General features: G+C 65.1%; 21 protein-coding genes. 14 read left to right on the top strand and 7 right to left on the bottom strand.

Annotated features, from left to right (window positions below):
* Positions 1 to 185: 185 nt before the first annotated feature.
* From K2O51_RS17645 to aroG, 4 genes are all read left to right on the top strand, one after another.
* Complete coding sequence (locus K2O51_RS17645; protein ID WP_220631449.1) at positions 186 to 4445, top strand: YhdP family protein; 4260 nt, start codon at positions 186 to 188, stop codon at positions 4443 to 4445.
* Positions 4446 to 4482: 37 nt separating this feature from the next.
* On the top strand, positions 4483 to 5304 hold the full coding sequence (locus K2O51_RS17640) for a carbon-nitrogen hydrolase family protein (RefSeq protein ID WP_011297211.1): 822 nt from the start codon (positions 4483 to 4485) through the stop codon (positions 5302 to 5304).
* An 84-nt stretch (positions 5305 to 5388) separates the two neighbouring features.
* A complete protein-coding gene (tldD, locus tag K2O51_RS17635; RefSeq protein ID WP_041679861.1) occupies positions 5389 to 6849 on the top strand; it encodes a metalloprotease TldD in 1461 nt (486 codons plus the stop codon).
* Between the two features lie 406 nt (positions 6850 to 7255).
* A complete protein-coding gene (gene aroG, locus K2O51_RS17630; protein ID WP_140950138.1) occupies positions 7256 to 8335 on the top strand; it encodes a 3-deoxy-7-phosphoheptulonate synthase AroG in 1080 nt (359 codons plus the stop codon).
* A gap of 93 nt (positions 8336 to 8428) precedes the next feature.
* Here aroG and K2O51_RS17625 read toward each other — a convergent pair whose 3' ends face one another.
* Together K2O51_RS17625 and K2O51_RS17620 are read right to left on the bottom strand one after the other, a co-directional pair.
* Positions 8429 to 8827, bottom strand: a complete 399-nt coding sequence (locus tag K2O51_RS17625) for a c-type cytochrome (protein ID WP_011297208.1) — start codon at positions 8825 to 8827, stop codon at positions 8429 to 8431.
* Positions 8828 to 8840: 13 nt separating this feature from the next.
* A complete protein-coding gene (locus K2O51_RS17620; protein ID WP_011297207.1) occupies positions 8841 to 9188 on the bottom strand; it encodes a c-type cytochrome in 348 nt (115 codons plus the stop codon).
* Between the two features lie 503 nt (positions 9189 to 9691).
* On the opposite strand from K2O51_RS17620, the gene K2O51_RS17615 reads away from it, so the two are divergent.
* Genes K2O51_RS17615 through K2O51_RS17605 form a run of 3 tightly spaced genes read left to right on the top strand, consistent with a single transcriptional unit; the run spans position 9692 to position 12385 of the window.
* Positions 9692 to 10579 (top strand): AAA family ATPase, encoded by an 888-nt coding sequence (locus tag K2O51_RS17615; RefSeq protein WP_220631448.1) that lies wholly within the window; start codon positions 9692 to 9694, stop codon positions 10577 to 10579.
* The gene (locus K2O51_RS17610) at positions 10579 to 11172 is read left to right on the top strand and encodes a GNAT family N-acetyltransferase (protein WP_220631447.1); all 594 of its coding nucleotides are present in this window, start codon (positions 10579 to 10581) and stop codon (positions 11170 to 11172) included. Before K2O51_RS17615 ends, K2O51_RS17610 begins: the two co-directional genes overlap by 1 nt.
* A 37-nt stretch (positions 11173 to 11209) precedes the next feature.
* Complete coding sequence (locus K2O51_RS17605) at positions 11210 to 12385, top strand: vWA domain-containing protein (protein WP_220631446.1); 1176 nt, start codon at positions 11210 to 11212, stop codon at positions 12383 to 12385.
* A 39-nt stretch (positions 12386 to 12424) separates the two neighbouring features.
* Here K2O51_RS17605 and K2O51_RS17600 read toward each other — a convergent pair whose 3' ends face one another.
* Both K2O51_RS17600 and K2O51_RS17595 read right to left on the bottom strand, forming a co-directional pair.
* Positions 12425 to 13465: an ABC transporter substrate-binding protein gene (locus tag K2O51_RS17600; RefSeq protein WP_220631445.1), complete on the bottom strand. Its 1041-nt coding sequence runs from the start codon at positions 13463 to 13465 to the stop codon at positions 12425 to 12427.
* 213 nt (positions 13466 to 13678) lie between these two features.
* Positions 13679 to 14581 carry a LysR family transcriptional regulator gene (locus tag K2O51_RS17595; protein ID WP_140950143.1) on the bottom strand — a complete coding sequence of 301 codons (903 nt, stop codon included), beginning with the start codon at positions 14579 to 14581 and terminating at the stop codon, positions 13679 to 13681.
* Positions 14582 to 14714: 133 nt separating this feature from the next.
* On the opposite strand from K2O51_RS17595, the gene K2O51_RS17590 reads away from it, so the two are divergent.
* The 3 genes from K2O51_RS17590 to K2O51_RS17580 all read left to right on the top strand — a co-directional run bounded on the left by K2O51_RS17590 (position 14715) and on the right by K2O51_RS17580 (position 17596).
* Positions 14715 to 15701, top strand: coding sequence for a tripartite tricarboxylate transporter substrate binding protein BugE (locus K2O51_RS17590; protein ID WP_011297201.1), 987 nt, complete (start codon positions 14715 to 14717; stop codon positions 15699 to 15701).
* A 13-nt stretch (positions 15702 to 15714) separates the two neighbouring features.
* Positions 15715 to 16605, top strand: coding sequence for an N-formylglutamate amidohydrolase (locus tag K2O51_RS17585; protein ID WP_011297200.1), 891 nt, complete (start codon positions 15715 to 15717; stop codon positions 16603 to 16605).
* Between the two features lie 205 nt (positions 16606 to 16810).
* Positions 16811 to 17596 carry a BspC domain-containing protein gene (locus tag K2O51_RS17580; protein WP_368013928.1) on the top strand — a complete coding sequence of 262 codons (786 nt, stop codon included), beginning with the start codon at positions 16811 to 16813 and terminating at the stop codon, positions 17594 to 17596.
* Positions 17597 to 17665: 69 nt separating this feature from the next.
* Here the strand turns inward: K2O51_RS17580 and K2O51_RS17575 are convergent, their stop codons facing one another.
* Together K2O51_RS17575 and yaaA are read right to left on the bottom strand one after the other, a co-directional pair.
* A complete protein-coding gene (locus tag K2O51_RS17575; protein ID WP_220631444.1) occupies positions 17666 to 18808 on the bottom strand; it encodes a M14 family metallopeptidase in 1143 nt (380 codons plus the stop codon).
* Between the two features lie 23 nt (positions 18809 to 18831).
* On the bottom strand, positions 18832 to 19617 hold the full coding sequence (gene yaaA / locus K2O51_RS17570; RefSeq protein ID WP_220631443.1) for a peroxide stress protein YaaA: 786 nt from the start codon (positions 19615 to 19617) through the stop codon (positions 18832 to 18834).
* A gap of 39 nt (positions 19618 to 19656) precedes the next feature.
* Here yaaA and K2O51_RS17565 point away from each other — a divergent pair, with 39 nt between their 5' ends.
* Both K2O51_RS17565 and K2O51_RS17560 read left to right on the top strand, forming a co-directional pair.
* Positions 19657 to 20181, top strand: a complete 525-nt coding sequence (locus K2O51_RS17565; protein WP_140950147.1) for a putative toxin-antitoxin system toxin component, PIN family — start codon at positions 19657 to 19659, stop codon at positions 20179 to 20181.
* A 79-nt stretch (positions 20182 to 20260) separates the two neighbouring features.
* Positions 20261 to 21433, top strand: coding sequence for a pyridoxal phosphate-dependent aminotransferase (locus tag K2O51_RS17560; RefSeq protein ID WP_220631442.1), 1173 nt, complete (start codon positions 20261 to 20263; stop codon positions 21431 to 21433).
* Positions 21434 to 21520: 87 nt separating this feature from the next.
* Here K2O51_RS17560 and K2O51_RS17555 read toward each other — a convergent pair whose 3' ends face one another.
* Entirely contained in the window at positions 21521 to 22162 is a 642-nt protein-coding gene (locus tag K2O51_RS17555; RefSeq protein WP_011297194.1) for a glutathione S-transferase, read from the bottom strand.
* 184 nt (positions 22163 to 22346) lie between these two features.
* On the opposite strand from K2O51_RS17555, the gene K2O51_RS17550 reads away from it, so the two are divergent.
* Together K2O51_RS17550 and K2O51_RS17545 are read left to right on the top strand one after the other, a co-directional pair.
* Entirely contained in the window at positions 22347 to 23870 is a 1524-nt protein-coding gene (locus K2O51_RS17550; protein ID WP_220631441.1) for a 3-hydroxyacyl-CoA dehydrogenase, read from the top strand.
* Positions 23871 to 23912: 42 nt separating this feature from the next.
* Complete coding sequence (locus K2O51_RS17545; protein ID WP_011297192.1) at positions 23913 to 24692, top strand: oxepin-CoA hydrolase, alternative type; 780 nt, start codon at positions 23913 to 23915, stop codon at positions 24690 to 24692.
* The last annotated feature ends 59 nt before the right edge of the window (positions 24693 to 24751 follow it).

Below are 24751 nucleotides of genomic sequence, written 5' to 3'. Positions count from 1 at the left end.
CGGGTTGGATTTCGGCGGTGGTGCCCGCGGCGGAACTCGTCGGATCAGAGGCAGTCATTCCAGTAACTTGAAATGCAGGGACAGGTGCGGCGCGCCCGCGGCATCCCTTGCGTGTCAACTGTTTGCAACATACAAAGGCCGGGCGCCAGATTGGAGAGCGGCTAGTATTGTCGGATAATCTGCGCATGTCCAGCCGCGCCCCAAACCCCGCTGACGGCTCCAACCCCAATGCGGGCGCGGGTAGCCAGGAGGCCGTCGCCGGCCTGGCCCCTTCCATTGCATCCCCTGCTGCCCCGACGCCGGTTTCGCCTGCCGATCGCCTGCGCGCGTTTGCACGCCTTTGCGCCGGGTCGCTGCGCGCCGCGGTGCGCCATCCGGTCTGGCGCGGACTGGGCCGCACGCTGGCCCGCCTGGCCCTGGCTTTGGCTGCGCTGGCCCTTGTGGCTGGCCTGCTGATCCGTTTTGTGCTCTGGCCGCAGGCGTCTGCCGCGCGGCAATGGCTGGAAGACCGCGGCACGCTGGCGCTGTCGGCCAAACTGACCATCGATTCGCTCGATACCTATTGGGACGGCTGGCATCCGGCCTTCCGCGCACGCGGCCTCAAGCTGGTCGATGCCCAGCAGCGCACGCTGCTCGCGGCCGGTGCACTGGACGGCAAGCTGGCCTGGCGCTCGCTGTTCAGCATGGACCTGCAGTTCGTGACGCTCGATGCTTCGGGGACCGATGTGCTTGTGCGCCGCACGACCGAAGGCAAGCTGCTCGTCGCGGGCATGGCCGTCGATACTGCCCGCGGCAAGCCCGACGACAACCGCTTCCTTGACTGGCTGATGGGCCAGGGCAATATGGAGCTGAGGGACGGCAAGCTGCGCTGGCTGGACGAAAAGGGCCGCCTGCCGCAACTCGACGTGGCCCAGATCCACTTCAGCGCCCAGCGCAATGGCCTGCACCACGAGATCAGCCTGGAGGCGCAGTCCGAAGCGCTGGCGCCGCGGCCGCTGGTGTTGCGCGCGAGCCTGCGCCACGACTACCTGCACAGCGCCGGCAACTGGCGCTACTGGTCGGGGCAGGCAAGCTGGGACGTGACGCAACTGCAACTACCGGTGGTGCAACGCTACCTGACCGTGTTCGAACGCGTGTCGGGTGGCAGCTTCAGCACCGACGGTACCGTGGAGTTCAGCGGCGGCCGCATCGTGCGCAGCCAGGCGCGACTGCGCGGCAGCGGCATCGACCTGCAACTCGCAGGCGCCAGCGAAGCCCTGCAACTCGCCAATACGCAGGCCTTCCTCGTGCATCGCAGCGACCGAGAAGGCAACAACCTGCTGACCATCAACACCCTGCTGTGGCAGCCTCGCCCGGCTGCCGGCCCGCCCTCCGCCAGCGACACCGCCTGGCGCGAAGGCATGCGGCAGGTCACGCTGGGATGGGCCCGAGATAACAAGGACCAGTTGCGCAAGTTCACGCTGAAGGCGCCGACGTTCGACCTCAACACAGTGCGAGCACTGGCCACGTCGATGCCGATCGATACCGCGGTGCTGCGCCAGTTGCGCGCCTTGCAGCCGGCAGGCCATATCGACAACCTGAACGTGAACTGGAATCGCGACCGCGCGGGTGTGCTCGAACGCCGCCCGGGCAAGGCCCACTACACCGTTCAGGGCACACTGCGCAATGTGTCGGTCAATGGCCAGCCGGCAGTGCCCGCTGTCGGGCCCAACGGCAAGCCGAACCTGGGCGTGCCGGGCTTTGCCAACCTGTCTGGCACGTTCAGTTTCGATGACCGGCAGGGCAAGGTGCATGTCGAAGGCAGCAATGCCGCGCTGGTCCTTCCCGGCATGTTCGACGAGCCGCGCCTGCCCTTCGACCAGCTCAGCGGCGATGTGCGCTGGACCCGCCAGGATGGCAACACAGCCGTCAATGTGGAGAACCTCCGCTTTGCCAATGCCGACACGGCCGGCAGCGTGAACGGCACGTGGCGCACCGGCGGCGACAGCGCATCCGGCATTGCCGACCTGAGCGGCGAACTGAGCCGCGCGCAGGTCGCGCGCGTGCCGCGCTATCTGCCGACGGGCATTCCCAGCGGCACGCGCCACTACCTGGCGGGCGCGCTGGCCGGCGGCGAAGCGAGCGGCGTGCGCTTCGTGCTCAAGGGCGACCTGACGCATTTCCCGTTCCATGGACCGTACGAAAAAGCCGGCGATTTCCGTGTCGAAGTACCGATCCGGCAGGTCAGGTACCAGATCGCCGCGCACGACACCGCCCCCGGGGGCGCTCCGCTGTGGCCAACGTTTGCCGATATCGACGGCCAGGTGCTGTTCGAGCGCGGCGGCATGTCGTTCGTGGCCCGCCGCGCCACCGTCCTGGGCATTGCCGGCGTGACGCTGCAGGACGTGAACGGCGGCATCGATGACCTCAGCGACCACGGCCGCCTGGAGATAGACGGCGGTGCGAGCGGCGCCGTCCAGGGCTTCCTGCGCTATATGGCGGCCTCACCCGTGCGCGAGTGGACCGGACACTTTGCGGACAACGCGCGCGCGCAGGGCAACGGCGAACTCAAGCTCAAGCTCGATATGCCGCTGACCAACGCCAACGCCACGCGCGTCGAGGGCAGCTTCCGGTTTCCGGGCAACGACGTCGTGCTCAATCCGCAGATCCCGCAACTGAGCGGCGCCAGCGGCGTTATTGCCTTCAACGAGCATGGCTTCCAGCTGGAGAACATGCGTGCCCGCTTCCTCGGTGGCGAAGTGAGCATCGGCGGTGGATCGCAGCCCGACGGCAGCGTGCGCGTGACCGCGAACGGCAATGCCACGGGAGCCGGCATGCGCGAAGCGGCAACGGGTTCTTCGCTGGCCACGCTGGCGGCCCGCCTGGAAGGCAGTACCGCTTACAGCGCGGTGTTCAGTTCGCACGAGAAGCAGACGCAGGTCCAGGTCAACTCGGACCTCAACGGCATGGCCATCGGCCTGCCCGCGCCGCTGGCCAAGACCGCCGCGCAAGACATGCCGCTGCGCTTCGACCTGCGGCCCGCTCCGGGACGCACCGGCCTGGAAGAGGTAGTGGTCCAGCTTGGCGGCGCGCTCAACGCGCGCTATCTGCTGCGCTCGGACCGCAATGGCGGCGACACCGAGGTGGTGGCCGGCGGTATCGGCCTGCAACAGGCCGCGTCCTTGCCCGCAAGCGGCGTCACGGCCGTGGCCACGCTCGACCAGTTCGATTTCGACGGCTGGCGCGCGGCACTGGCCAGCCTTGGCAGCACGCAGGGCGATGGCAGCCATCGCGCCAGCCCGCCGGCGTTCCTGCCTGAGCGCATCAACGCACGCATGCGCACGCTGCACGCCGCGGGTCGCACGCTCGACGACGTCACGGTCGATGCGGCGCGCGAGGCCGCCGGCTGGGACGTCAAGCTGGAATCGCGCCAGATCGCCGGCAATATGCAATGGCGCGCCGAAGGGCCGTCCGGTTCCGGCGCCATGCGCCTGCGCCTGAGCCGTCTGAACGTGCCCGATGCGAACGACGAACACAATGTCGTCGACGCGATCGCCAACAGCATCGACACCCTGCCGTCCATCGACCTGGTCGCCGAGCAGTTCACGCTGCACGGGCATGACTTCGGCAAGCTCGAGGTAGTGGCTCACAGCAGCAAGAGCGGCGACGAACCAGTCTGGACGCTGGAGCGGCTGCTGATCGACCAGCCTGGTGCCACGCTGACCGGCAGCGGCACGTGGCGCGTGCCGCGCCGGCTGCGCGACGGCGACGCGGCCAATGCCCCGCGCCGCACGGCGCTGACCTTTGCCATCGACATCCGTGACGCGGGCGCAACGCTGGAACGGCTGGGCCTGCCGCACACGCTGCGCGACGGCAAGGGCAAGCTCGAAGGCCGCGTGGTGTGGCGCGGCTCGCCGATGTCGATCGACTACCCGACTCTGACTGGCCGGCTATCGATCGATCTTGAGAACGGACAGATCCTCAGCGTCGACCCGGGCGCCGCGCGCCTGCTCGGCGTGCTCAGCCTGCAAGGCCTGTTGCGCTTTGCCACGCTGGATTTCCGCACGCTGTCGGGGCGCGGCCTGCTGTTCGACCGCATCACCGGTTCCGGAACCATCGAGAACGGCGTCGGCACCATCCAGGATTTCGAACTGAAGAGCCCGCAGATCATTGCGAGCATGACGGGATCGGCCAATCTGCTGCGCGAAACCCAGGACATCGATGTGCGCGTGGTGCCGCGCATCAACGCCACCACCACGTCGGTGGCGGCGGCGTTCATCAACCCGGTACTGGGTATCGGCACGCTCGCCGCGCAGCTGCTGTTTGCCGACGAGTTCTCCAAGGTGTTCACGCAGCACTACCGCATCACGGGCAGCTGGGCCAACCCGCAGATCGGCAATCTGGGGGACAATAAGCCGCAACATCCGACGTACCAGAACCGCGCCGAGCCGGCCCTGCAGCGCTGATCCCCGCGCCGCGGCGCGCTGCCAGAGGAAACGACCCATGCAAGCCCCTGCCCCGTTCCGTGTTGCCGCCATCCAGACCGTGACCGGCACGTCGCTCGACGCCAACCTCGCACGTGCTGAATCGCTGATTGCCGAAGCCGCGCGCGGCGGCGCGGAACTGGTGCTGTTGCCCGAATACTTCTGCATGATGGGCCAGCGCGAATCCGACAAGATCGCCATCCGCGAACAGGACGGCGACGGCCCCGTGCAACGGTTCCTGGCCGATGCCGCGAAGCGCCACCGCGTCTGGCTGGTGGGGGGCACCCTGCCGATGTGGTGCGGCGACGACGACCGCGTCTACAACACGTCGCTCGCGTTCGACCCGCGCGGCGAACGCGTGGCGCGCTACGACAAAATCCACCTGTTCGGCTTTACGCGCGGCGCGGAAAGCTATGACGAATCGCGCACCATCCTCGCGGGCAACACGCCCGTCAGCTTCGACGCGCCATGTGGACGCGTAGCAATGTCGGTGTGCTACGACCTGCGCTTCCCTGAACTCTATCGCGGTCTGGCCGGCGGCGACGGCGCGAGCCTGATCCTGATGCCCGCCGCCTTCACCTACACCACCGGACAGGCACACTGGGAAATCCTGTTGCGTGCGCGTGCGATCGAAAACCAGTGCTATGTGCTTGCCGCGGCACAGGGCGGCAAGCACGAGAATGGCCGGCGTACCTGGGGCCATTCGATGCTGGTCGACCCATGGGGCGAAGTGCTGGCCATGCTGCCCGAAGGCGAAGGGGTGGTCAGCGGCGTGATCGACCCGGCGCGGCTAGCCGAAGTCCGACAGAACCTGCCCGCGCTGCGACACCGGGTGCTGTAGCATTGGCGGTAACTCCGCCTTCCAACCTGATTCACGACGCCGGCGACCATGTCGGCGCATCTGCAAGAAAGAAAAGGACTGTTCATGAACGCCGGCGATCTCGGAATCCGCAACCTTGCCACCGCGCAGCAACTGCTGCTGGCGCCGTACGGCCTGGACGAAGCCAAGCTGCAGCGCGTACTGGCCGACATCTTCACGCACAAGGTCGACTATGCCGACCTGTATTTCCAGTACACGCGCAACGAGGCGTGGAGCCTGGAAGAAGGCATCGTCAAATCGGGCAGCTTCAGCATCGACCAGGGCGTCGGTGTACGCGCGGTCTCGGGCGACAAGACGGCCTTTGCCTATTCGGATGACATCAGCCTGCCCGCGCTGTCGCAGGCCGCCGCGGCCACGCGCACCATCGGCCGCGCCGGCAGCGGCCGCGTCAAGGTGGCTGGCGAACTGGCCTCGCAAACCGGCCGCAACCTGTACACGCCGAACGACCCGCTCGATTCGATGGCCGCTGCCGAGAAAGTGGCCCTGCTCGAGCGCGTCGAGCGCATGGCGCGCGCGAAGGATCCGCGCGTCGTGCAGGTCATGGCTGGCCTGGCTGGCGAATATGACGTGGTGCTGGTGGCGCGCAGCGACGGCGTGCTCGCCGCGGACGTGCGCCCGCTCGTGCGCGTGTCGGTCACCGTCATCGCCGAACACAACGGGCGACGCGAGATGGGTTCGTCCGGCGGCGGCGGCCGATATGCCTACGGCTACTTCACGGATGAACTGCTGCAGAAGTATGTCGATGAGGCCGTGTCGTCGGCGCTGGTCAACCTCGACGCACGTCCCGCACCGGCCGGCGCGATGACCGTGGTGCTCGGTCCGGGCTGGCCCGGCGTGCTGCTGCACGAAGCCGTGGGCCACGGCCTGGAGGGCGACTTCAACCGCAAGGGCTCGTCGGCCTTCGCGGGCCGCATGGGCGAACGCGTGGCCGCCAAGGGCGTGACGGTGGTCGACGACGGAACGCTGGCCAACCGCCGCGGCTCGCTCAACCTCGACGACGAAGGCAACGCGACCCAGTGCACCACGCTGATCGAGGACGGCATCCTGCGTGGCTATATCCAGGACACGCTCAACGCGCGCCTGATGAAGATGCCCGTGACCGGCAACGCGCGCCGCGAAAGCTACGCCGCGCTGCCGATGCCGCGCATGACCAACACCTACATGCTCAACGGCGACCGCGATCCGCAGGAGATCATCGCCAGCGTGAAGAAGGGTCTGTATGCCGTGAATTTCGGCGGCGGCCAGGTCGATATCACCAACGGCAAGTTCGTGTTCTCGGCGAGCGAGGCGTACATGATCGAGGACGGGAAGATCACCTACCCCGTCAAGGGCGCCACGCTGGTCGGCAACGGCCCGGAATCGCTTAAGGACGTGACCATGATCGGCAACGACATGCGGCTGGACTCGGGCGTGGGCGTGTGTGGCAAGGAAGGCCAGAGCGTGCCGGTGGGCGTCGGCCAGCCGACGCTTCGCATCGAAAACATGACGGTAGGCGGCACGGCGTAATCGATGGCGATCGCGCCCTGGCCGGCTGCGGGCTGGGCGCGACACTTGCCAACTTTTACAAAACGCGCTATAAAGATGCTTCGTACTTCGGCAGTGACTCGCCGCACCCCGAGTTTTTGACGGTGTCTGCGCAATTTTCTGCCCCGTTGTCACGCGGCGCAGCATAAATGCCGCGCCTCGAAACGAAATCGAATTCAAGCTGACCTCAGCCAAATCCTTCTCCGCCATGTCCGCTAAGTTTTACTTTTACTTTTTTAGCGAACCCACACCGCTGGCGGATAGGGAGGGACGGCTGTAAGCGCCCCGAACCGAAAAGAAAAAACCGCCAGCAAGACTGGCGGTTTTTTTATATCTGCCTTTTTACTTGTTTCGCCCAGACCTACGACCTCACAAGACCGGACCCATCATGCTGAAGAACACCGACGACCTGCGCATCCGTGAACTCAAGGAACTGCTGCCGCCCGCGCACCTGATCCGCGAGTTCGCCTGCTCCGAAAAGGCCTCGGACGTGATCTACGCCGCGCGCCAGTCCATGCATCGGATCCTGCACGGCATGGATGACCGCCTGATCGTCATCATCGGCCCGTGCTCGATCCACGACACCAAGGCCGCGCTCGAATACGCGAAGCTGCTGAAGGTCCAGCGCGAGCGCTTTGCCAACGAGCTTGAAATCGTGATGCGGGTCTACTTCGAAAAACCGCGTACCACGGTGGGCTGGAAGGGCCTGATCAACGACCCGTTCATGGACGGCAGCTTCAAGATCAACGACGGCCTGCGCACCGCGCGCGAACTGCTGCTGAATATCAGCGAACTAGGCGTGCCGACCGGCACCGAGTATCTCGACATGATCAGCCCGCAGTACATCGCCGACCTTGTGAGCTGGGGCGCGATCGGCGCGCGTACGACGGAGTCGCAGGTGCACCGCGAGCTGGCGTCGGGACTGTCGTGCCCGGTAGGCTTCAAGAACGGCACCGATGGCAACGTGAAGATCGCCGTCGATGCTATCAAGGCTGCATCGCAGCCGCACCATTTCCTGTCGGTGACCAAAGGCGGCCATTCGGCGATCGTGTCGACCTCCGGCAACGAGGACTGCCACATTATCCTGCGCGGCGGCAAGGCGCCGAACTACGACGCCGCGAGCGTGCAGGAAGCGTGCGATGCGATCGCCAAGGCGGGCCTGGCCGCTCGCCTGATGATCGATGCCTCGCACGCCAACAGCAGCAAGAAGCACGAGAATCAGATTCCCGTGTGCGAAGACATCGGCCGCCAGCTCGCCGCCGGTGATGACCGCATCGTCGGCGTGATGGTCGAATCGCACCTGGTGGCAGGCCGTCAGGACCATGTCCAGGGTACGCCGGTAGAAAGCCTGACCTACGGCCAGTCGGTAACCGACGCGTGCATCGGCTGGGACGAATCGGTCAAGGTGCTGGAAACGCTGGCCGAGGCCGTCAAGGCCCGCCGACTGGCAAGCGGCAGCGGCAACTGAGCCCAAGACGCGGGGCAATGCCTCGCGTACACCGCAAAACAAAAAGCCGCTTCATATTGAAGCGGCTTTTTTGTAGCCTGCCCTGCGTGCAGCTTACTTCTTCAGCACCAGGTCACCCGGCAGGGACTCGATATACGCGGCGATGTCCTTCAGCTCCTTGCGCGTGAACGGACGCGGCTTGCCATCCTTGCCCGTGACTGCCGGGTTGGCATTGACCTGGCCGGCCATGATCGCGTTGGAGCGGCCCACTTGCGGCACGCCCGAAACCTGGTACGACAGCAGCGCGTGGTAGAGGTAGTCGGCATGCTGCCCGGCCAGCTTCGGATAGTCCGGCGAGATCGGGGCGTTCAGGCCCTGGCCATGACAGGCCACGCAGTTGCCCTTTTCCACGAGCGCCTTGCCGGCGGCGAGGTCGGCCGCCGAGGCGGTGGCAGCGGAGGCACCCAGCACGAGTGCGCCAATCGCGAACGAAAGCGTCTGAAGCGTCTTCATGATCCGGTGTCTCTTACTTGAGGGAGTTGTTCTGCGAGCCGCCCTTCTGCTGCGAGTAGTACGCAGCCACGTCGGCGATGTCCTGATCGGACAGCGAAGCGGCGATGCCGCGCATGGTCGGGTGCTTGCGATCGCCCTTCTGGTAGGACTTCAGCGCATTCTCGATGTACTTGGCGCTCTGGCCCCCCAGCATCGGCACTTCATAGACTTCGGGGAACGACGCACGGTAGCCCGGAATGCCGTGGCATCCGATGCACATTGCAACCTTGTCCTTGGCAGCGTCTCCATTGCCCTTGACTTCCTGTGCCTGTGCGGCCGTTGCAGCCGCGCCCAGCACCACCATCGTGAGGAGCTTTTTCATTGTCTTTGCGGATTGGAAGTTAAACCGTGCGTGACCTGCCCTGCCGGGCGGAGACGGTCTCAGAATGCTTCTGGGGGAAGCCTGGCAGCCAGCGGCCAGGGAGCAATCCGCCAGACTTTTCGCATCCGGTTCGTTGCCGGGATGTGGAACACCATTCTGGAACCACCTCTCGCAATCGCCGCGACCCGGAAGGGCCGCAGGGACTTCTGAACGCGGACTGCCGGATACTGGAGAACTGGACGTGGGGGCGCGTCAAACCGCCGCATTGTACAGCAGGCGGCACCTGGCAGTCCAGCCAACGGCCCCGGGCGCGGCCGGGATGTCAGCGTGTCCCAACACGAACCGCAAAGGTCTTTTATACTCGTCCATTCAGGGAATCCGAACGACCGTTCGCGAATCCAGTTTCCATAAAGAAAGCGCGCGTCACAGCGCGAAGAGACTGCGCTCAATGCGCCGACCCGGCATCATCCAGCCGGATGCCGGCCGTCACCTCAGGTTGCCTCATGTCCAACACCGCCAACGCTTCCGTCCAAGCCTCCTCCCAGCAGGTCAAATTCGAAGGTAGTGACCAGTATGTCGCCACCGATGACCTCAAGCTGGCCGTCAACGCCGCGCGCACGCTGCAGCGTCCGCTGCTGATCAAGGGCGAGCCCGGCACGGGCAAGACCATGCTGGCCGAGGAAGTGGCCGCCGCGCTGGGCATGCCGTTGCTGCAGTGGCATATCAAGTCCACCACCAAGGCACAGCAGGGCCTGTACGAGTACGACGCAGTGTCGCGCCTGCGCGATTCGCAGCTCGGCGACGACCGCGTGCATGACATCCGCAACTACATCGTGAAGGGCGTGCTGTGGCAGGCGTTCGAAGCCGACGAGCAGATCGTGCTGCTGATCGACGAGATCGACAAGGCCGACATCGAATTCCCGAACGACCTGCTGCGCGAACTCGACCGCATGGAGTTCTACGTCTACGAGACGCGCGAACTCGTGAAGGCCAGGCACCGTCCGCTGGTGATCATCACGTCGAACAACGAGAAGGAACTGCCCGACGCGTTCCTGCGCCGCTGCTTCTTCCACTACATCAAGTTCCCCGATGCCGAGACCATGCAGCGCATCGTCGACGTGCACTACCCCGGCATCAAGCGCGAACTGGTGGCGGCCGCGCTGGAATCGTTCTACGAGATGCGCAACCTTCCGGGCCTGAAGAAGAAGCCGTCGACCTCGGAACTGATCGACTGGCTCAAGCTTCTGATGGCCGAGGACATCCCGCCCGAGGCGCTGAAGAGCCCGGACAAGAAGGCCGCGATCCCGCCGCTGCACGGCGCGCTGCTCAAGAACGAGCAGGACGTGCACCTGTTCGAGCGGCTGGTGTTCATGAACCGGTCGAACCGCTGATGAGCGATTTCATCCAGCCCGTCACACTGTCGGGACGTCACGCCACGCTCGAGCCACTTCGGCCCGAGCATGCGGAAGGCCTGCGTGCCGCGGCTGCGGACGGTGACCTGTGGAAACTCTGGTACACGAGCGTGCCGGCGCCTGAGCGCATGGAAGCTGAGATCGCGCGGCGTCTGGGTCTGCAGCAGCAAGGCTCGATGCAGCCCTTCGCGGTGCGCGACGCAAGTGGCCAGCTCGCCGGCATGACGACGTACATGAACATCGACGCCGCCAACCGGCACGTCGAGATCGGCTCCACGTGGTACGCGCAACGTGTTCAACGCACGCCGCTGAACACCGAGTGCAAGCTGATGCTGCTGCGCCATGCGTTCGAGCAGCTCGAATGCATTGCCGTGGAGTTCCGCACGCACTGGATGAACCACCAGAGCCGCACGGCTATTGCGCGCCTGGGCGCGAAGCAGGACGGCGTGCTGCGCAACCACATGCGCATGCCGGACGGCTCGCTACGCGACACCGTGGTGTTCTCGATCATCGCGAGCGAATGGCCGACGGTGCGCAACCACCTGCAATTCCAGCTCGAGCGGCCGCGCTGAAGCGCGCCGCCTGCTGCCACACTGATCGCGAGGCATCATGCTGATCGACTTCTTCTTCTCGCTGCGCCACGCCAAGCTGCCGGTCTCGGTCAAGGAATACCTGACCATGCTCGAGGCGCTCAAGGCCCAGGTCATCACGCCGTCGATCGACGAGTTCTACTACCTGGCGCGCATGACCCTGGTCAAGGACGAGAAGCACTTCGACAAGTTCGACCAGACCTTCGGCGCGTACTTCAAGGGCGTGGAAAGCCTGGTCGACTGGAAGTCCGACATCCCGCTCGACTGGCTGCAGAAGACGCTCGAACGCGAGCTGTCGCCCGAGGAAAAAGCAAAAATCGAGGCCATGGGCGGACTCGACAAGCTCATGGAGCGCCTGAAGCAACTGCTCGAAGAGCAGAAGGAAAAGCACGAGGGCGGCAACAAGTGGATCGGCACGGGCGGCACCTCGCCGTTCGGGCACGGCGGCTACAACCCCGAGGGTATCCGCATCGGCGGTCCGTCCAAGGGCAACCGCACCGCGATCAAGGTGTGGGACGCGCGCACCTACAAGGACTACGACGATCAGGTCGAGCTCGGCACGCGCAACATCAAGGTCGCACTGCGCCGCCTGCGCCGGTTCGCGCGCGATGGCGCCGACACCGAGCTGGATCTCGACGACACCATCCACTCCACCGCGGCCAACGCCGGCCTGCTCGACATCAAGCTGCGGCCCGAGCGCCATAACAAGGTCAAGGTGCTGATGCTGATGGATGTGGGCGGCTCGATGGACGACCACATCAAGCGCGTGGAAGAACTGTTCTCCGCGACCAAGACCGAGTTCAAGCACCTCGAGTACTACTACTTCCACAACTGCCTGTACGACCACGTGTGGCGCAACAACCGGCGCCGCCATGCTGAAAAGCTCAATACGTGGGATCTGCTGCACAAGTACACGCCCGACTACAAGGTCATCTTCGTCGGCGATGCGACGATGAGCCCGTACGAGATCCTGCAACCGGGCGGCTCGGTCGAATACAACAACACCGAGGCCGGCTCGGTGTGGCTCAACCGCGTGACCGAGCAGTTCCCGCACTTCGTCTGGCTCAACCCGGAACCGGAAGGCTTGTGGCAATACCGCCAGTCGATCACGGTTATCAACCAGCTAATGAAGGGTCGCATGTACCCCGTCACGCTGGCGGGGCTCGAATCGGCGATGAAGGTGTTGTCGAAGTAAGAGACACAAGAGAGGCGCCCGGCAGCGCCTCTCTTCTTTTCAGCTGATGATGCGGCCACCGTTGCCAATCATCGCGATTTCCACATAGTCGGGACCGCTGTGCCGGTTGCGGTCATAGTGCACGCGCAAGCCGCCAAACTCGCGCTTGCCGAATGCCTCCAGCTTGCTGATGAACAATTCCCGGGTCGGATTGGCACCGCACGCAAGCAGGCCCTCGACCACCACTTTCGCCGTCACGAATCCTTCCACGGCCTCGTAGGTCCGGTTGTAGCTGACGCCGGCCTTGTCGAGCACGTCCTGGAATTCGCGCGCCAGCGGCACAACGCGTGAGGCCGGGTTGGGCATGATCTGCGTGACCGCCACGCCGCGCGACAGGTCGCCAGCCTTTTCGAACACCTGCCTGGCCGAGGTGACAGACAGTATCCACGGATACGGCAATGGGCCATACCGAGACTGATGGGCCGTCAGGATGTCCGTTACCGATTGCGGCGCGGTGAACAGCAGCGTGGTTTGCGCCCTCGCGCCCCGCAGCTTTGCCACGACAGCGGCGACGTCGTCGCCCTTCACGCTATGAACAACCATGGTGGCGATCTCTGCGCCGTATTTGCGCGCCGCATCGACCGCCGCATCGGCGTTCACCTTGCCGAACGCGTTGTCCTGGTAGACCACGGCGATCCGCTTCAGGCCGATCGTGGCCGCATGCTGGACCATGCGCATCACTTCGTCGACGTAGCCACCGCGAGTGTGGAACAACGGCGCGGCATCGCGGCGCACGTCCGGTGCGCCTGTGAATGTGCCGACCACCGGAAGCCGGTGCTGCCCGATCAGCGGCAGCGCCGCAAGCGTGTTGCCGGTGCCTGCCATGCAGACCAGCCCGAAAACTTCGTCCTGAAGGAACGCCTGCACATTGGCGACCGTCTTCTCAGGCACGTAGTTGTCCTCGCGCCGCTTCACAATCAGCCGGCGGCCATGGACGCCGCCCTTCGCGTTGACGTGGTTAAAGTACGTGAGCAGACCTTCGGTGTAGCTGCGGTACGGACCGCCCCACACACTGTCGAAACCGATAGTCTGGCCGAACACGATGCGGTCCGGATAAATCCCCGGCGCCGCTCCAGCCGCCCGAGCGCCCCTTGCCACAGCGGCCGCCCCGCCAATGGCTGTCGTCGTCCACACAAATTGCCTTCGATCCATGGATTGACCCCGCCTCTGTTCTTTTGCGGGGCAGTGTCCGCGACGGCTCAGGCGCGCAACATGGCGGCAAACCCTGTCTGTTGCTGCCGCGAGGCAACAAAGTCAGCCGCGCGTGTCGGTACCCTCCATCAGCCAGGCACGGAAAGTCTGCAAGGCAGGCAGATGTTGCTTGTGCTCGGGGTAGCACAGGTAATAGCCCTTGTTGCTGAGCACGCGCGCCGGATGCGCGACCACCAGTGCGCCGTTGGCCAGCTCTTCCTCGATCAGGCAACGCGGAATCAGCGCAATGCCAAGACCCGATAGCGCCGCTTGCGTGAGCAGCGAAAACTGGTCGAAACGCGCCCCGGCCCAGGCATCGCGCGTCGGCACGCCAAGTTCAGCGAACCAGTCGGGCCAGGCTTCCGGCACTGTCGTGTGGTGCAGCAATGGATATTGCTGCAGCTCTGCGGGCGCGCCGACCACGCCGCCCGGATGGGCGGCCACCAAAGCCGGCCGGCACACGGGCACGATTTCGCGGCCGATCATGTAGTCGGCCAGACTCCCGGGCCAGACGCCCACGCCAAAGCGAATCGCCGCGTCCAGTTCGGGCTCGGCAAAAACATAGCCCTGCGCGTGCGGGACAAACTCGAGCCGGACTTCGGGATGCCGCGCAAAGAACTGGGGCAAGCGCGGGATCAGCCATTTGGCGCCGAGCGTCGGCATGCTCGCGATATGCAGCGTCCCCGCCTGTTGTTCTCGTCCCGCCGCTTCTACCGTGGCCGCCTCGATCTCGTCGAGCGTGGGCCGGACTCGTTCCAGATAGCGCACGCCGGCCGGCGTCAGTATTAGCCGCTGGCGCACGCGTTCGAACAACTCTACGCCGAGAAGAGACTCCAGGCTGCGCACCTGCTTGCTCACCGCCCCCTGCGTCACATGCAGCGCCCGCGCGGCCGCGGTAAAGCTGCTGTGCCTGGCCGACGCTTCAAACGCCTGCAATTCGGTCATCGACGGCATCATGCGCCGCATACATCACCTCAACTTCACAACCAAATGGAATGACCGTGCGATTTTATTTCGTTTGCGGGCATCTTGCCGGCGCGAGCAGAATCGGAGAAACCGCTTTTCTCTCCATTCCGATCCCTCCTGCTCCGCAAAAATCATGCAACGTCGACAACTCCTCCGCGTTCTCGCCGCAGCCTCGGCTGCCATTGCCGCAGGCGCCGCGCTGCCTGCCGCCGCCCAGTCCAACTACCCGACCAAGCCGATCACGCTGGTGGTGCCGTTCCCTGCCGGCGGCACGACCGATATCGTGGCGCGCATTGTCGCCGACAAGCTCGGCCAGCAACTCGGCCAGGCCGTGGTGGTGGACAACCGTGGCGGCGCGGGCGGCAGCATCGGCACCGCCTACCTGGCCAAGGCTGCGCCGGATGGCTACACGCTCGGTATTGCCACGGCTTCGACGCACGGCATCAACCCTGCCGTGTACCCCCGCCTGTCGTATGACGCCACCAAGGACTTCACGACCATCACGAACCTGGCCTCGGTGCCCAATGTGATGAGCATCCACCCGTCGGTGAAGGCTACCGACATGAAATCGTTCATCGCGCTGGCGCATTCGCAGCCCAACAAGCTCGCGTACGGTTCGGCTGGCAATGGCAGCGTGTCGCACATGATGGGCGAGCTGTTCAAGATGAGCAGCAAGACCGAACTGCTGCATGTGCCGTACAAGGGCGTGGGACCGGCGCTGAACGACGCGCTGGCCGGCCAGGTCCAGGTGCTGTTCGACAACCTGCCGTCGTCGCTGCCGTTCATTGAAGGTGGCAAGCTGCGCGCGCTGGCCGTGGCCGCGCCCAAGCGCGTTGCCGCACTGCCCAACGTGCCGACGTTCGCCGAACTGGGCCTGCCCGAAGTCAACGACTCCGCATGGTTCGGCCTGATCGCCCCGGCGAATCTTCCCGCCGACCTGCAGAACAAGCTGAATGCCGCGGCCATCAAGGTGCTGGCGTTGCCCGAGGTGAAGGCTAAACTTGAAAAGCTGGGCGCCACGCCGGTGGGCAACACGCCTGCGCAGTTTGCCGCGCAGATCAAGAGCGAAGTGGCCAAGAACAAGCGCGTCGCCGCCGCAGCCAAGATCTCCCTCGACTGATTGCCGCAGCACCATGACCGAAGCAGACCGAAAGAGCGCGGACAGTCCGTACCAGCTTTACCTGCCGGAAGGCCCGGTGAGCGCACTGTTCCTTGACTCGCCGCACAGCGCGACTGTCTATCCGACGGACTTCCGCCCCGCCGCCACGCTACCCTTGCCGCTGCTGCGGCAGGCCGAAGACACCTTTGTCGACGAACTCTACGCAGGCGCCCCGTCGCGTGGCATTCCGCTACTGTGCGCGGGCTTTCCGCGCAGCTACCTGGATGCCAACCGCGGGCTCGAGGAAATCGACGAGGCACTGCTCGACGCGCCGTGGCCCGGCGCTAAGCAGGATACCGCCAAGACCCGCCTGGGCAAGGGCCTGGTCTGGCGCGTGCTCGACACCGGCGAAGCGATCTACGACCGCAAGCTGAGCGTGGAGGAAGTGCAGTCGCGCATCGAGCGCTGCTACCTGCCTTACTACGCGCAGTTGCAGAAGCTCGCCGATCGCGCCGTGGCCGAACATGGCGCGGCCTGGCACATCAACTGCCATTCGATGCCGAGCCAGGCAGCGCAGTACGCGACGGAATTCCCGGGGATCCAACACCCGGATTTCGTGGTGGGAGACCGCGACGGCACGACGTGCGACAAGCGCTTCACCGACCGTGTCGAAGGCGTGCTCAAGGACATGGGCTATGACGTCTGGCGCAACCACCCGTACAAGGGCGTCGAAATCGTGCGCGTCGTCGGCCAGCCGCAGACCGGCCGCCACAGCCTGCAGCTCGAGATCAACCGCAAGCTCTACATGGACGAAGCTGGCCTGACCCACACGGCCGGCTTTGCCAAGCTGCGGCACGACCTCAACACGCTGCTCGATGAACTGCTGAAGTTCACGCGTTCCATGCCCGCTCGCGCGCTGCGTTGAGCCGCGGCAGAAGCTATCCCGGATGCAGCGCGCTGCATCCGGGTTCATCTCGGTTGCACAACACACAGGCTTTCTGTTAATGCCCGCCGATCATTCGTGCGCAAAAAGAATGGGTAACAAAGTTTAGGAACTTTGCAAGATAGGTTTCCTCTATCATGGCAATCCTTTGCGAACCCACGCTTGCCAGAATGGCAAGACAGACACCGTGATCCGACGACTCTCCCGACTGATCGGCAGCCGCCTCAGCATGCTGGCCGCCGCAGTAACCGGTGCGTTGGTGCTGGCGGGCTGCGCCAATACGCCGGCTGATGGCACCGATGCCGCCAGCCAGTCCGCGACCCCTGCCGCCCCTGTACGCCCCGCGCCCGCAGCCCCGGCAACGCCCGCGCCGGAACCGACCAAGACCATCACCCTGCCCGACCGCGGCCGCGTCAGCCTTGCCGAGTACCGCGCCAAGATGCGCGATCAGCTGATGAAATCCGAGGGCGCTACGAGCGACGTCGCCGACTGCGCAGCCCACGCGAGCTGGGTCCTGCCCCGCTCGGCCACCTACGACGCGCTCAAGATCCCCACCGGCGCGCTTGGCGCCGGCCAGGCCATGGTGGAACCGTGGAGCGGCCGCTTCTCGCAGGGCAAGCAATCCGTGCCGGTGAGTTCGGTGGTGACATTCTCCGCGATGGCTCACAAGCGCCGTGGCGAGGAACAATGGCAGCCCGTCAAGGTGCGCTGCGGCTACGACGACGGCATGATGCTCGCATACGAGTTGCTCGACAGCAGCGGCACGGCTATCGCGGAACCGGCGGCAGCCCCCGCTGTCGCGACATCCAGTCACGCCTCGTCCAGCAAGGGCAGCAAGAAAGGGGCGAAGGGCAGCAAGTCCAAGAGCACGTCTACGGCTTCGTCCAAGAGCAGTACGTCGGGTAAGTCTTCGGCCAAGGCATCGTCCTCGTCGTCGTCCAAGTCGTCGAGCAAGAGCAAGAAGAAGCAGTAAGCGTCGGGGCAGTCCCATGTAAAAAGGCCCGCCTTGCCGGCAGGCTTGAGTTGCTTACTGCGGTCGGGCTTAGCCGAGAAAATTCAGGATCGCCTCCAGCATCGCCGTGCCCAGCAACGCGCTGCGCGCGCCGTTCCAGCCCACCGTGGCATCGGGCAGGTCGGCGTTGTCCTTGAACGGCATTTCCAGCGTCAGAGACAGGCAGCCAAACGTGTGGCCGATGTACTTCGACGCGAGCTTGAGCGCGTCGGCGTTGTACTTGCTCGCGGCATAGCCATGCACGTCCTGGAAGTCCGGCGTGACGCGCTTGAAGGCCTCGATAAAGCGTGTCTGCTCCTCCCGCTGCTTCTCGGAAAAGCTCGGCAGCATCTCGCTCCCGGCGACGAAGTTGTAGGGCAGGCCCTCGTCGCCGTGGATGTCGAAAAACAGGTCGCAGCCCGTCGCCTCGATCGCGCGGCGCACGTGCCAGACTTCCGGGCTCGTTTCCGGGCTCGGCGTCATCCACTCGCGGTTCAGGTTGGCGCCCGCGGCGTTGGTGCGCAGGTTGCCGCGGGCCGAGCCGTCCGGGTTCATGTTGGGCACAATATGGAACACGGCGCTTTCCAGCAGCTTGCGCGCGACCGGATCGTGCGCCCACATGCCGGTGCCGGTCAGGCGCTGGAGCACGCCTTCGCAGAACCATTCGGCCATGCTTTCGCCGGGGTGCTGGCGCGCAATCATCCAGATGGTCTTCTTGCCGGGACCGGGCTGGCCCACCGTCACGCGGGTCATGTCGCGGCCGTCGACTGTACTTCCCAGATGCGAAAGCTTTGCGAGCGGCGAGCGCTGGCACGTTGCCAGCAACGACAGGTGGCGCTCTTCGGGATAGGGCTCGAAGTATGCGAACCAGACGCTGTCATGTTGCGGCGTGAACTCAACGGTCAGCACCTGCCCGTCAAAGCGCGTCGGCACGCGGAACCAGTTCGCGCGATCGTACGAGGCCACCGCGCGATAGTCTCGCCAGCCGTCCGGATACGTGCAGTCCCCCGCGTTGAGGAACTGCAGCCGGCACGCCTGCCCCGCCGCGCCCTGCAGGCGGAAATGAAACCACTGGCGGAAGTCCGCGTGCGAATCGGCACGGATACGCACGCGGATATCGTCGGCATGGTCGAGCGCTTCGACCTCGATCGCGCCCGAATCGAAACTGGTGGAAATATGCAGGCCTGAAGTCATGTCGGGCAGCTCCGTGGCAGGGTTCAGTCTTCGAGGCGGCGGCGGAACACCCAGCGGCCGTCGTCGGAAGCAGCGGCATCGAAGGCGTAGCCGTCTTCGGCAAAGCGCTTGAGCGCAGCAGGCTCCGTCACGCGATGCGTGACCGCATAGCGTGCCATGGTGCCACGTGCGCGCTTGGCATGGAACGAGATGATTTTGTAGCGGCAGCCCTTCCAGTCCTCGAACACCGGCGTGATGATGCGCGCGTTCAGCACCTTGGGGCGCACCACCTTGAAATACTCTTCCGAGGCGAGATTGACAAGCGTCGGCGCGCCTTCGTGCTTGAGCCCGGCCAAGTCGTCGTTGAGCAGCCGGGTCACGTCGTCGCCCCAGAACGCGTAGAGATCCTTGCCCGCGACGTTATCGAGGCGCGTGCCCATCTCCAGGCGGTAAGGCTGCATCCAGTCCATCGGGCGCAGCACGCCGTACAGGCCGGACAGGATGCGCACATGCGTCTGCGCAAAGCCAAGGTCATCGGCCGACAGGCTCTTTGCATCGAAGCCGTCGTAGACGTCGCCGTTGAAGGCCAGCACCGCCTGCTTGCTGTTGGCGGCGGTGAAGGTCTCCGACCACTCCGCATAGCGCGTAACGTTGAGCACCGCGAGCTTGTCGGAGATGTCCATCAGCGCGCCGACATCCTGCGGCGCGAGCTTGCGCAGGCGATCGATCAGCACCGCCGAACGTTCGATAAAACGGGGCAGCGTATGGGTCTTGGTGCGCGCGGGTGTCTCGTAGTCCAGGGACTTCGCGGGAGACAGGACGATGAGCATGGCAAAATTGCGGGAAACACAAAGCCAAGATTGTAGCGAATGACCAACCCGACATCCGGCGACGCTTCAGCGCCCAGCCTCGCCGGCATCACATCTGCCGCCAGTAACCCTCCGCGCGTTGTACTGGACTCCAATATCTGGGTCGACCTGCTGGTGTTCGGCGATCCGCACACCCGACCGATCCTCGAAGCGCTCGAAGCCGGCACCTTCGCGCCAGTGATCCGCGCCGACTGCCGCGAAGAACTGCGCCGCGTGCTCGCCTATCCGCAATTTGCACGTTTTGCCGTCGATATCGACGCGGCACTGGCCACCGTGGACCGCTTCAGCACGTTGGAGCCGCTGCCCTCGCAGGAAGACGCCGACGCCATCCGCCTGCCGCGCTGCAAGGACACGGACGACCAGAAGTTCGTCGAGCTTGCGCACTTCTCGCGTGCCGCGTGCCTGGTGTCGAAGGACAAGGCCGTGCTCAAGCTCAGGAGCCGCTTGCGCCGCTCCAGCGGCGTGGAAGTGATGACACCGCCCGCGTTCGGCCAGTGGCTGGTTGCCCTGGCGGCCGCCGCCTGATGCCTCGAATCGCTTTAGAATTGCCGCTGTTGCCGCTCCGGCAAGCCGATTTTCGCTCTCGTCCTACAACGTCGCAGCCATGTCCGCAGACTCCACCCTCGCCCCGCTGACTCCGCCCGTGTCGCGCCTGCCATCCGTCGGCACCACGATCTTCACCGTGATGTCCGCACTGGCAGCCGAAAAGAACGCCGTCAACCTCGGACAGGGCTTTCCCGACTTCGATTGCGATCCGCGCATCGTCGATGCCGTGACCCATGCCATGCGCACGGGTCACAACCAGTACCCGCCGATGGCCGGCGTGCCGCGCCTGCGCCAGGCAATCGCCGACAAGATCGCCACGCTGTACGGCCATCGCTATAGCTGGGAAAGCGAGATCACCGTCACGGCCGGCGCCACGCAGGGCATCCTGACCGCGATCCTGTGCGCCGTGCATCCCGGCGACGAGGTGATCGTGCTGGAACCGTGCTACGACAGCTACCTGCCGGCGATCGAACTGGCCGGCGCGACCGCTGTGCCGGTCACGCTGGAGGCGCCCGATTTCCGCGTGCCGTTCGACCGCCTCGCTGCTGCCATCACGCCGCGTACGCGGATGATCCTCATCAACACGCCGCACAACCCGACCGGGACGATCTGGCGTGCCGCCGACGTGGACAAGCTGGCCCAACTGCTGGCCGGCACCGACATCCTGCTGCTGTCGGACGAGGTCTACGAGCACATGGTCTACGACAGAGAGCCACACGCATCGGTGTCACGCCATCCGGAACTTGCGCGGCGCAGCTTCGTGATTTCGAGCTTCGGCAAGACCTACCACGTGACGGGCTGGAAGGTCGGTTATGTGGCGGCGCCGGCGGCGCTATCGGCGGAATTCCGCAAGGTGCACCAGTTCAACGTGTTCACCGTGAATACGCCCGTACAGCATGGCCTGGCCGACTACATGGCCGATCCCGCGCCGTATCTGGAACTCTCCGCGTTCTACCAGGCCAAGCGCGACTATTTCCGCGCCGGGTTGGCCAATACGCGTTTCAAGCTGCTGCCGTCCGAGGGCACGTATTTCCAATGCGTGGACTACTCCGCGATTTCCGACCTGAGCGAGGCCGAGTTTTCGATGTGGCTGACGCGAGAGATCGGCGTGGCGGCGATCCCGGTCTCGGCCTTCTATACGCAGCCGCGCGAATCGGGCGTGGTGCGATTCTGCTTCGCCAAGAAGGAAGAAACGCTGTCGCTGGCATTGGAGCGGCTGGCAAAGCTCTGAAATCGGTCCCGCCAATACGAGAACGCCCGCGGCATGTGTGTACCGCGGGCGTTTTGCTGCAGGCGCAGTACCCATGCAGGCCGGCGCTTACTTGTTCCGGCTCAGCATCAGCTCGGTGTTCGCCTTGCGGTCGGCATTGACCTTCTGCACCGACGGGCGCTCCGACAGCGTCTTCAGGTATTCCTTGACTGGCAGGTCGGCCAGCAGGTCCTTGCCGTAGATGATCTTTGTGCACGACGACACCAGTGGCAGGTGGACGGCGGCTGCACAGTCGGCCAGCGTGAAGGTATCGCCCGCCACATACGGCGAGAACTTCGCGAGCTTCGCGAACGCGGGAACATAGCGCGACAGCAGCTTGAGCTGGCGCTCCTTCACGTTGTCGCTGACCTTGCCGCCGAAGAACGCCTCCGGGTACAGCTCGCGCGCGGTCAGTTCGAGGTACAACTCCAGGAATGTGACGATTTCGCGTACCTTGCCGGCCTGCATCGGATCGCGCGGCAGCAGCGGCGTCTGCGGATAAGCGGCTTCCAGGTATTCGTTGATGACTTCCGACTCGCACAACGAACCCGATTCGGTGATCATGTAGGGCACCTTGCCGGCTGGCGTGGCGGTCGTGTCGGTCTCGCCGATCCAGGCCAGCACCTCCTCGAACGGCACATTCTTTTCCAGCAGTGCCAGCTTGACCTTGTTGTAGTAGTTGCTGGCGGCAAATCCGCACAGTTTCAGCATGTCGTCTCTCTCCTGTTGGAATCCACGCTTGCGGGCGCAAGCCCGTAGCGATTGTGAACCATCCCGGTCTTCTGGTGCCGCCGGACTGGCCGATCAGCGCACGCCGCCTGCCTTCCGGCCATTTCCGGAAAGATGCAAAAAACGTACGATCGTGCTAATTTAACCACAACTTCAGGGACAAAAAATGAGCACTTTCACCATCGAGACGCTCGGCATCGTGGGAACGGGCGCCATGGGCCGCGGTATCGCCCAGATCGCGGCGCAGGCTGGCCTGACCGTCAACCTGTACGACGCCAACCCGCAAGCCGTGGAAGCCGCGCGCAAGTATCTGCAGGATACGCTTGGCAAGCTCGCTGAAAAAGGCAAGATCTCGGCGGCCGATGCCGATGCCACGCTGGCTCGCGTGAAGCCGTGCGGCGCGCTCGAAGACCTGTCCCGCTGCGACATGGTGGTGGAGGCGATCGTCGAGCGGCTCGACGTGAAGCGCGATCTCGTCGCCAAGCTGGAGGCCGTGCTGCGCCCCGACGCGATCATCGCGTCGAACACCTCGTCGCTGTCGATCACCGCGATTGCGGTCGGTGCGAAGGAACCGGGCCGCGTCGTCGGCTACCACTTCTTCAATCCGGTGCCGCTGATGAAGGTGGTCGAGGTCATCGACGGCCTGTCGGGCAATCCGGCCGTGGGCGATGCGCTGATGGCGCTGTCGCGCCGCATGGGCCATACGCCGGTGCGATGCAAGGACATGCCGGGCTTTATCGTCAACCACGCCGGCCGTGGCATGAATATCGAAGGCATCAAGGTCGCGCAGGAAGGGGTGGCCGAATTTGTCGATATCGACAACATCATGCGCGAGCAGGCCGGCTTCCGCATGGGGCCGTTCGAGCTGATGGACCTGACCGGACTCGATGTGTCGCACCCGGTCATGGAATCGATCTACAACCAGTTCTATCAGGAGCCGCGCTACCGTCCGTCGCCGATTACGGCAATCCGCTCGGTGGGCGGACTGGTCGGCCGCAAGGCTGGCGCCGGCTTCTATCGCTACGTGGACGGCCAGAAGCAGGTCCCGGCCGTTGCCGCCGTCCCGTCGGCGCGTCCGGCCAGCGTGTGGGTCAGCCGCGCGAGCGAGCGTGGCCATGCGATGGTCACGAAGCTGCTCGGCGCGATGGGCGTGACGCCCGAGAGCGGTGAACAGCCATCAGCCGATGCACTGATCGTCGTCACGCCGCTGGGCCTCGACGCCACGACTACCGCGCTCCAGCAGGGTCTGGATGCCTCGCGCACGGTGGCCATCGACACGCTGCTGCCGTTCGAAGCCACCAAGCGCCGCACGCTGATGACCACACCCGCCACAAGCGCTGCCGCACGCAACGCCGCGCACGGCCTGTTCGCGAACGACGGCGTGCCGGTCACGGTGATCCGCGATTCGGCCGGCTTCGTGGCCCAGCGCGTGCTCTGCTGCATCATCAACATCGCCAGCGACATCGCGCAGCAGCGCATTGCCTCGCCGGCCGACATCGACCTGGCCGTGAACCTCGGCCTCGGCTACCCGAAGGGTCCGCTGGCGCTTGGAGACGCCGTCGGCCCGCAACTGGTGCTGGAAACGCTGCGCAATATGGAAGCCCTGACCGGCGACATGCGCTACCGCCCGAGCCCGTGGCTGTGGCGCCGTGCCGGTCTCGGCCTGTCGCTGCTGACCGAAGAGAACTGAGGAGCCTGGCTCCCCTGCCCCCGCAATATCCCGAGGCCGTCCATGACCGCACAGTTGCTTACGTCCCGCGTTGATTCGACGCTGGTGCTGACCATCTCGAACCCGGAGGCACGCAATGCGCTGCATCCGGATATCTACGCCGCCTCTTTCGAGGCGCTGAACGCCGCCGCCGGCGATGATTCGGTGCGCGCCGTGATCATCACCGGTGCCGATGGCATCTTCTGCGCCGGCGGCAACCTGAACCGGCTGCTCGGCAACCGCTCGAAGCCGCGCGAAGTGCAGGCCCAAAGCATCGAAACGCTGAACCACTGGATCGAAACGCTGCACGCGTTCCCCAAGCCTGTCATCGCGGCAGTCGAAGGCGCGGCGGCGGGGGCCGGTTTCTCGGTCGTGCTGGCGTGCGATTTTGTCGTGGCCGCGAGCGATGCCAAGTTCGTCATGGCCTACGTCAAGGTCGGACTGACGCCCGACGGCGGCGGTTCGTACGAACTGGCGCGCGCGCTGCCGCGCGCGCTGGCCAGCGAACTGATGATGGAAGGCAAGCCCGTGGATGGCGCCAGGCTCGCGCAGTTCGGGCTGGTCAACCGTGTGGTGCCACCGGGCCAAGCGCTGACCGAAGCGTTGCGCCTGGCCGAGGCCATCGCCGAACAGTCCCCGCATGCGGTCGGCCGCATCAAGGGCCTGATCAACCATGCGGCCACGGCTTCGCTGAGCGAGCACCTCGTGGCCGAGCGCGACAACTTCGTGGCCGCGCTGCACCACCCGGACGGCGGCGAAGGCATCAGCGCCTTCCTGGAAAAGCGCAAGCCGCGCTACCGCTGAACATTGCGTTGAATCATGGCGGCGCGGTAGCGTGCCGCCGCAGAAGCCCGCGCAAGACG

Source organism: Cupriavidus pinatubonensis, from assembly GCF_019602855.1.
Classification (GTDB): Bacteria; Pseudomonadota; Gammaproteobacteria; order Burkholderiales; family Burkholderiaceae; genus Cupriavidus; species Cupriavidus pinatubonensis.
The sequence above is the reverse complement of the archived record's forward strand: the minus strand, read 5'-3'. Positions and strand labels throughout refer to the sequence as shown.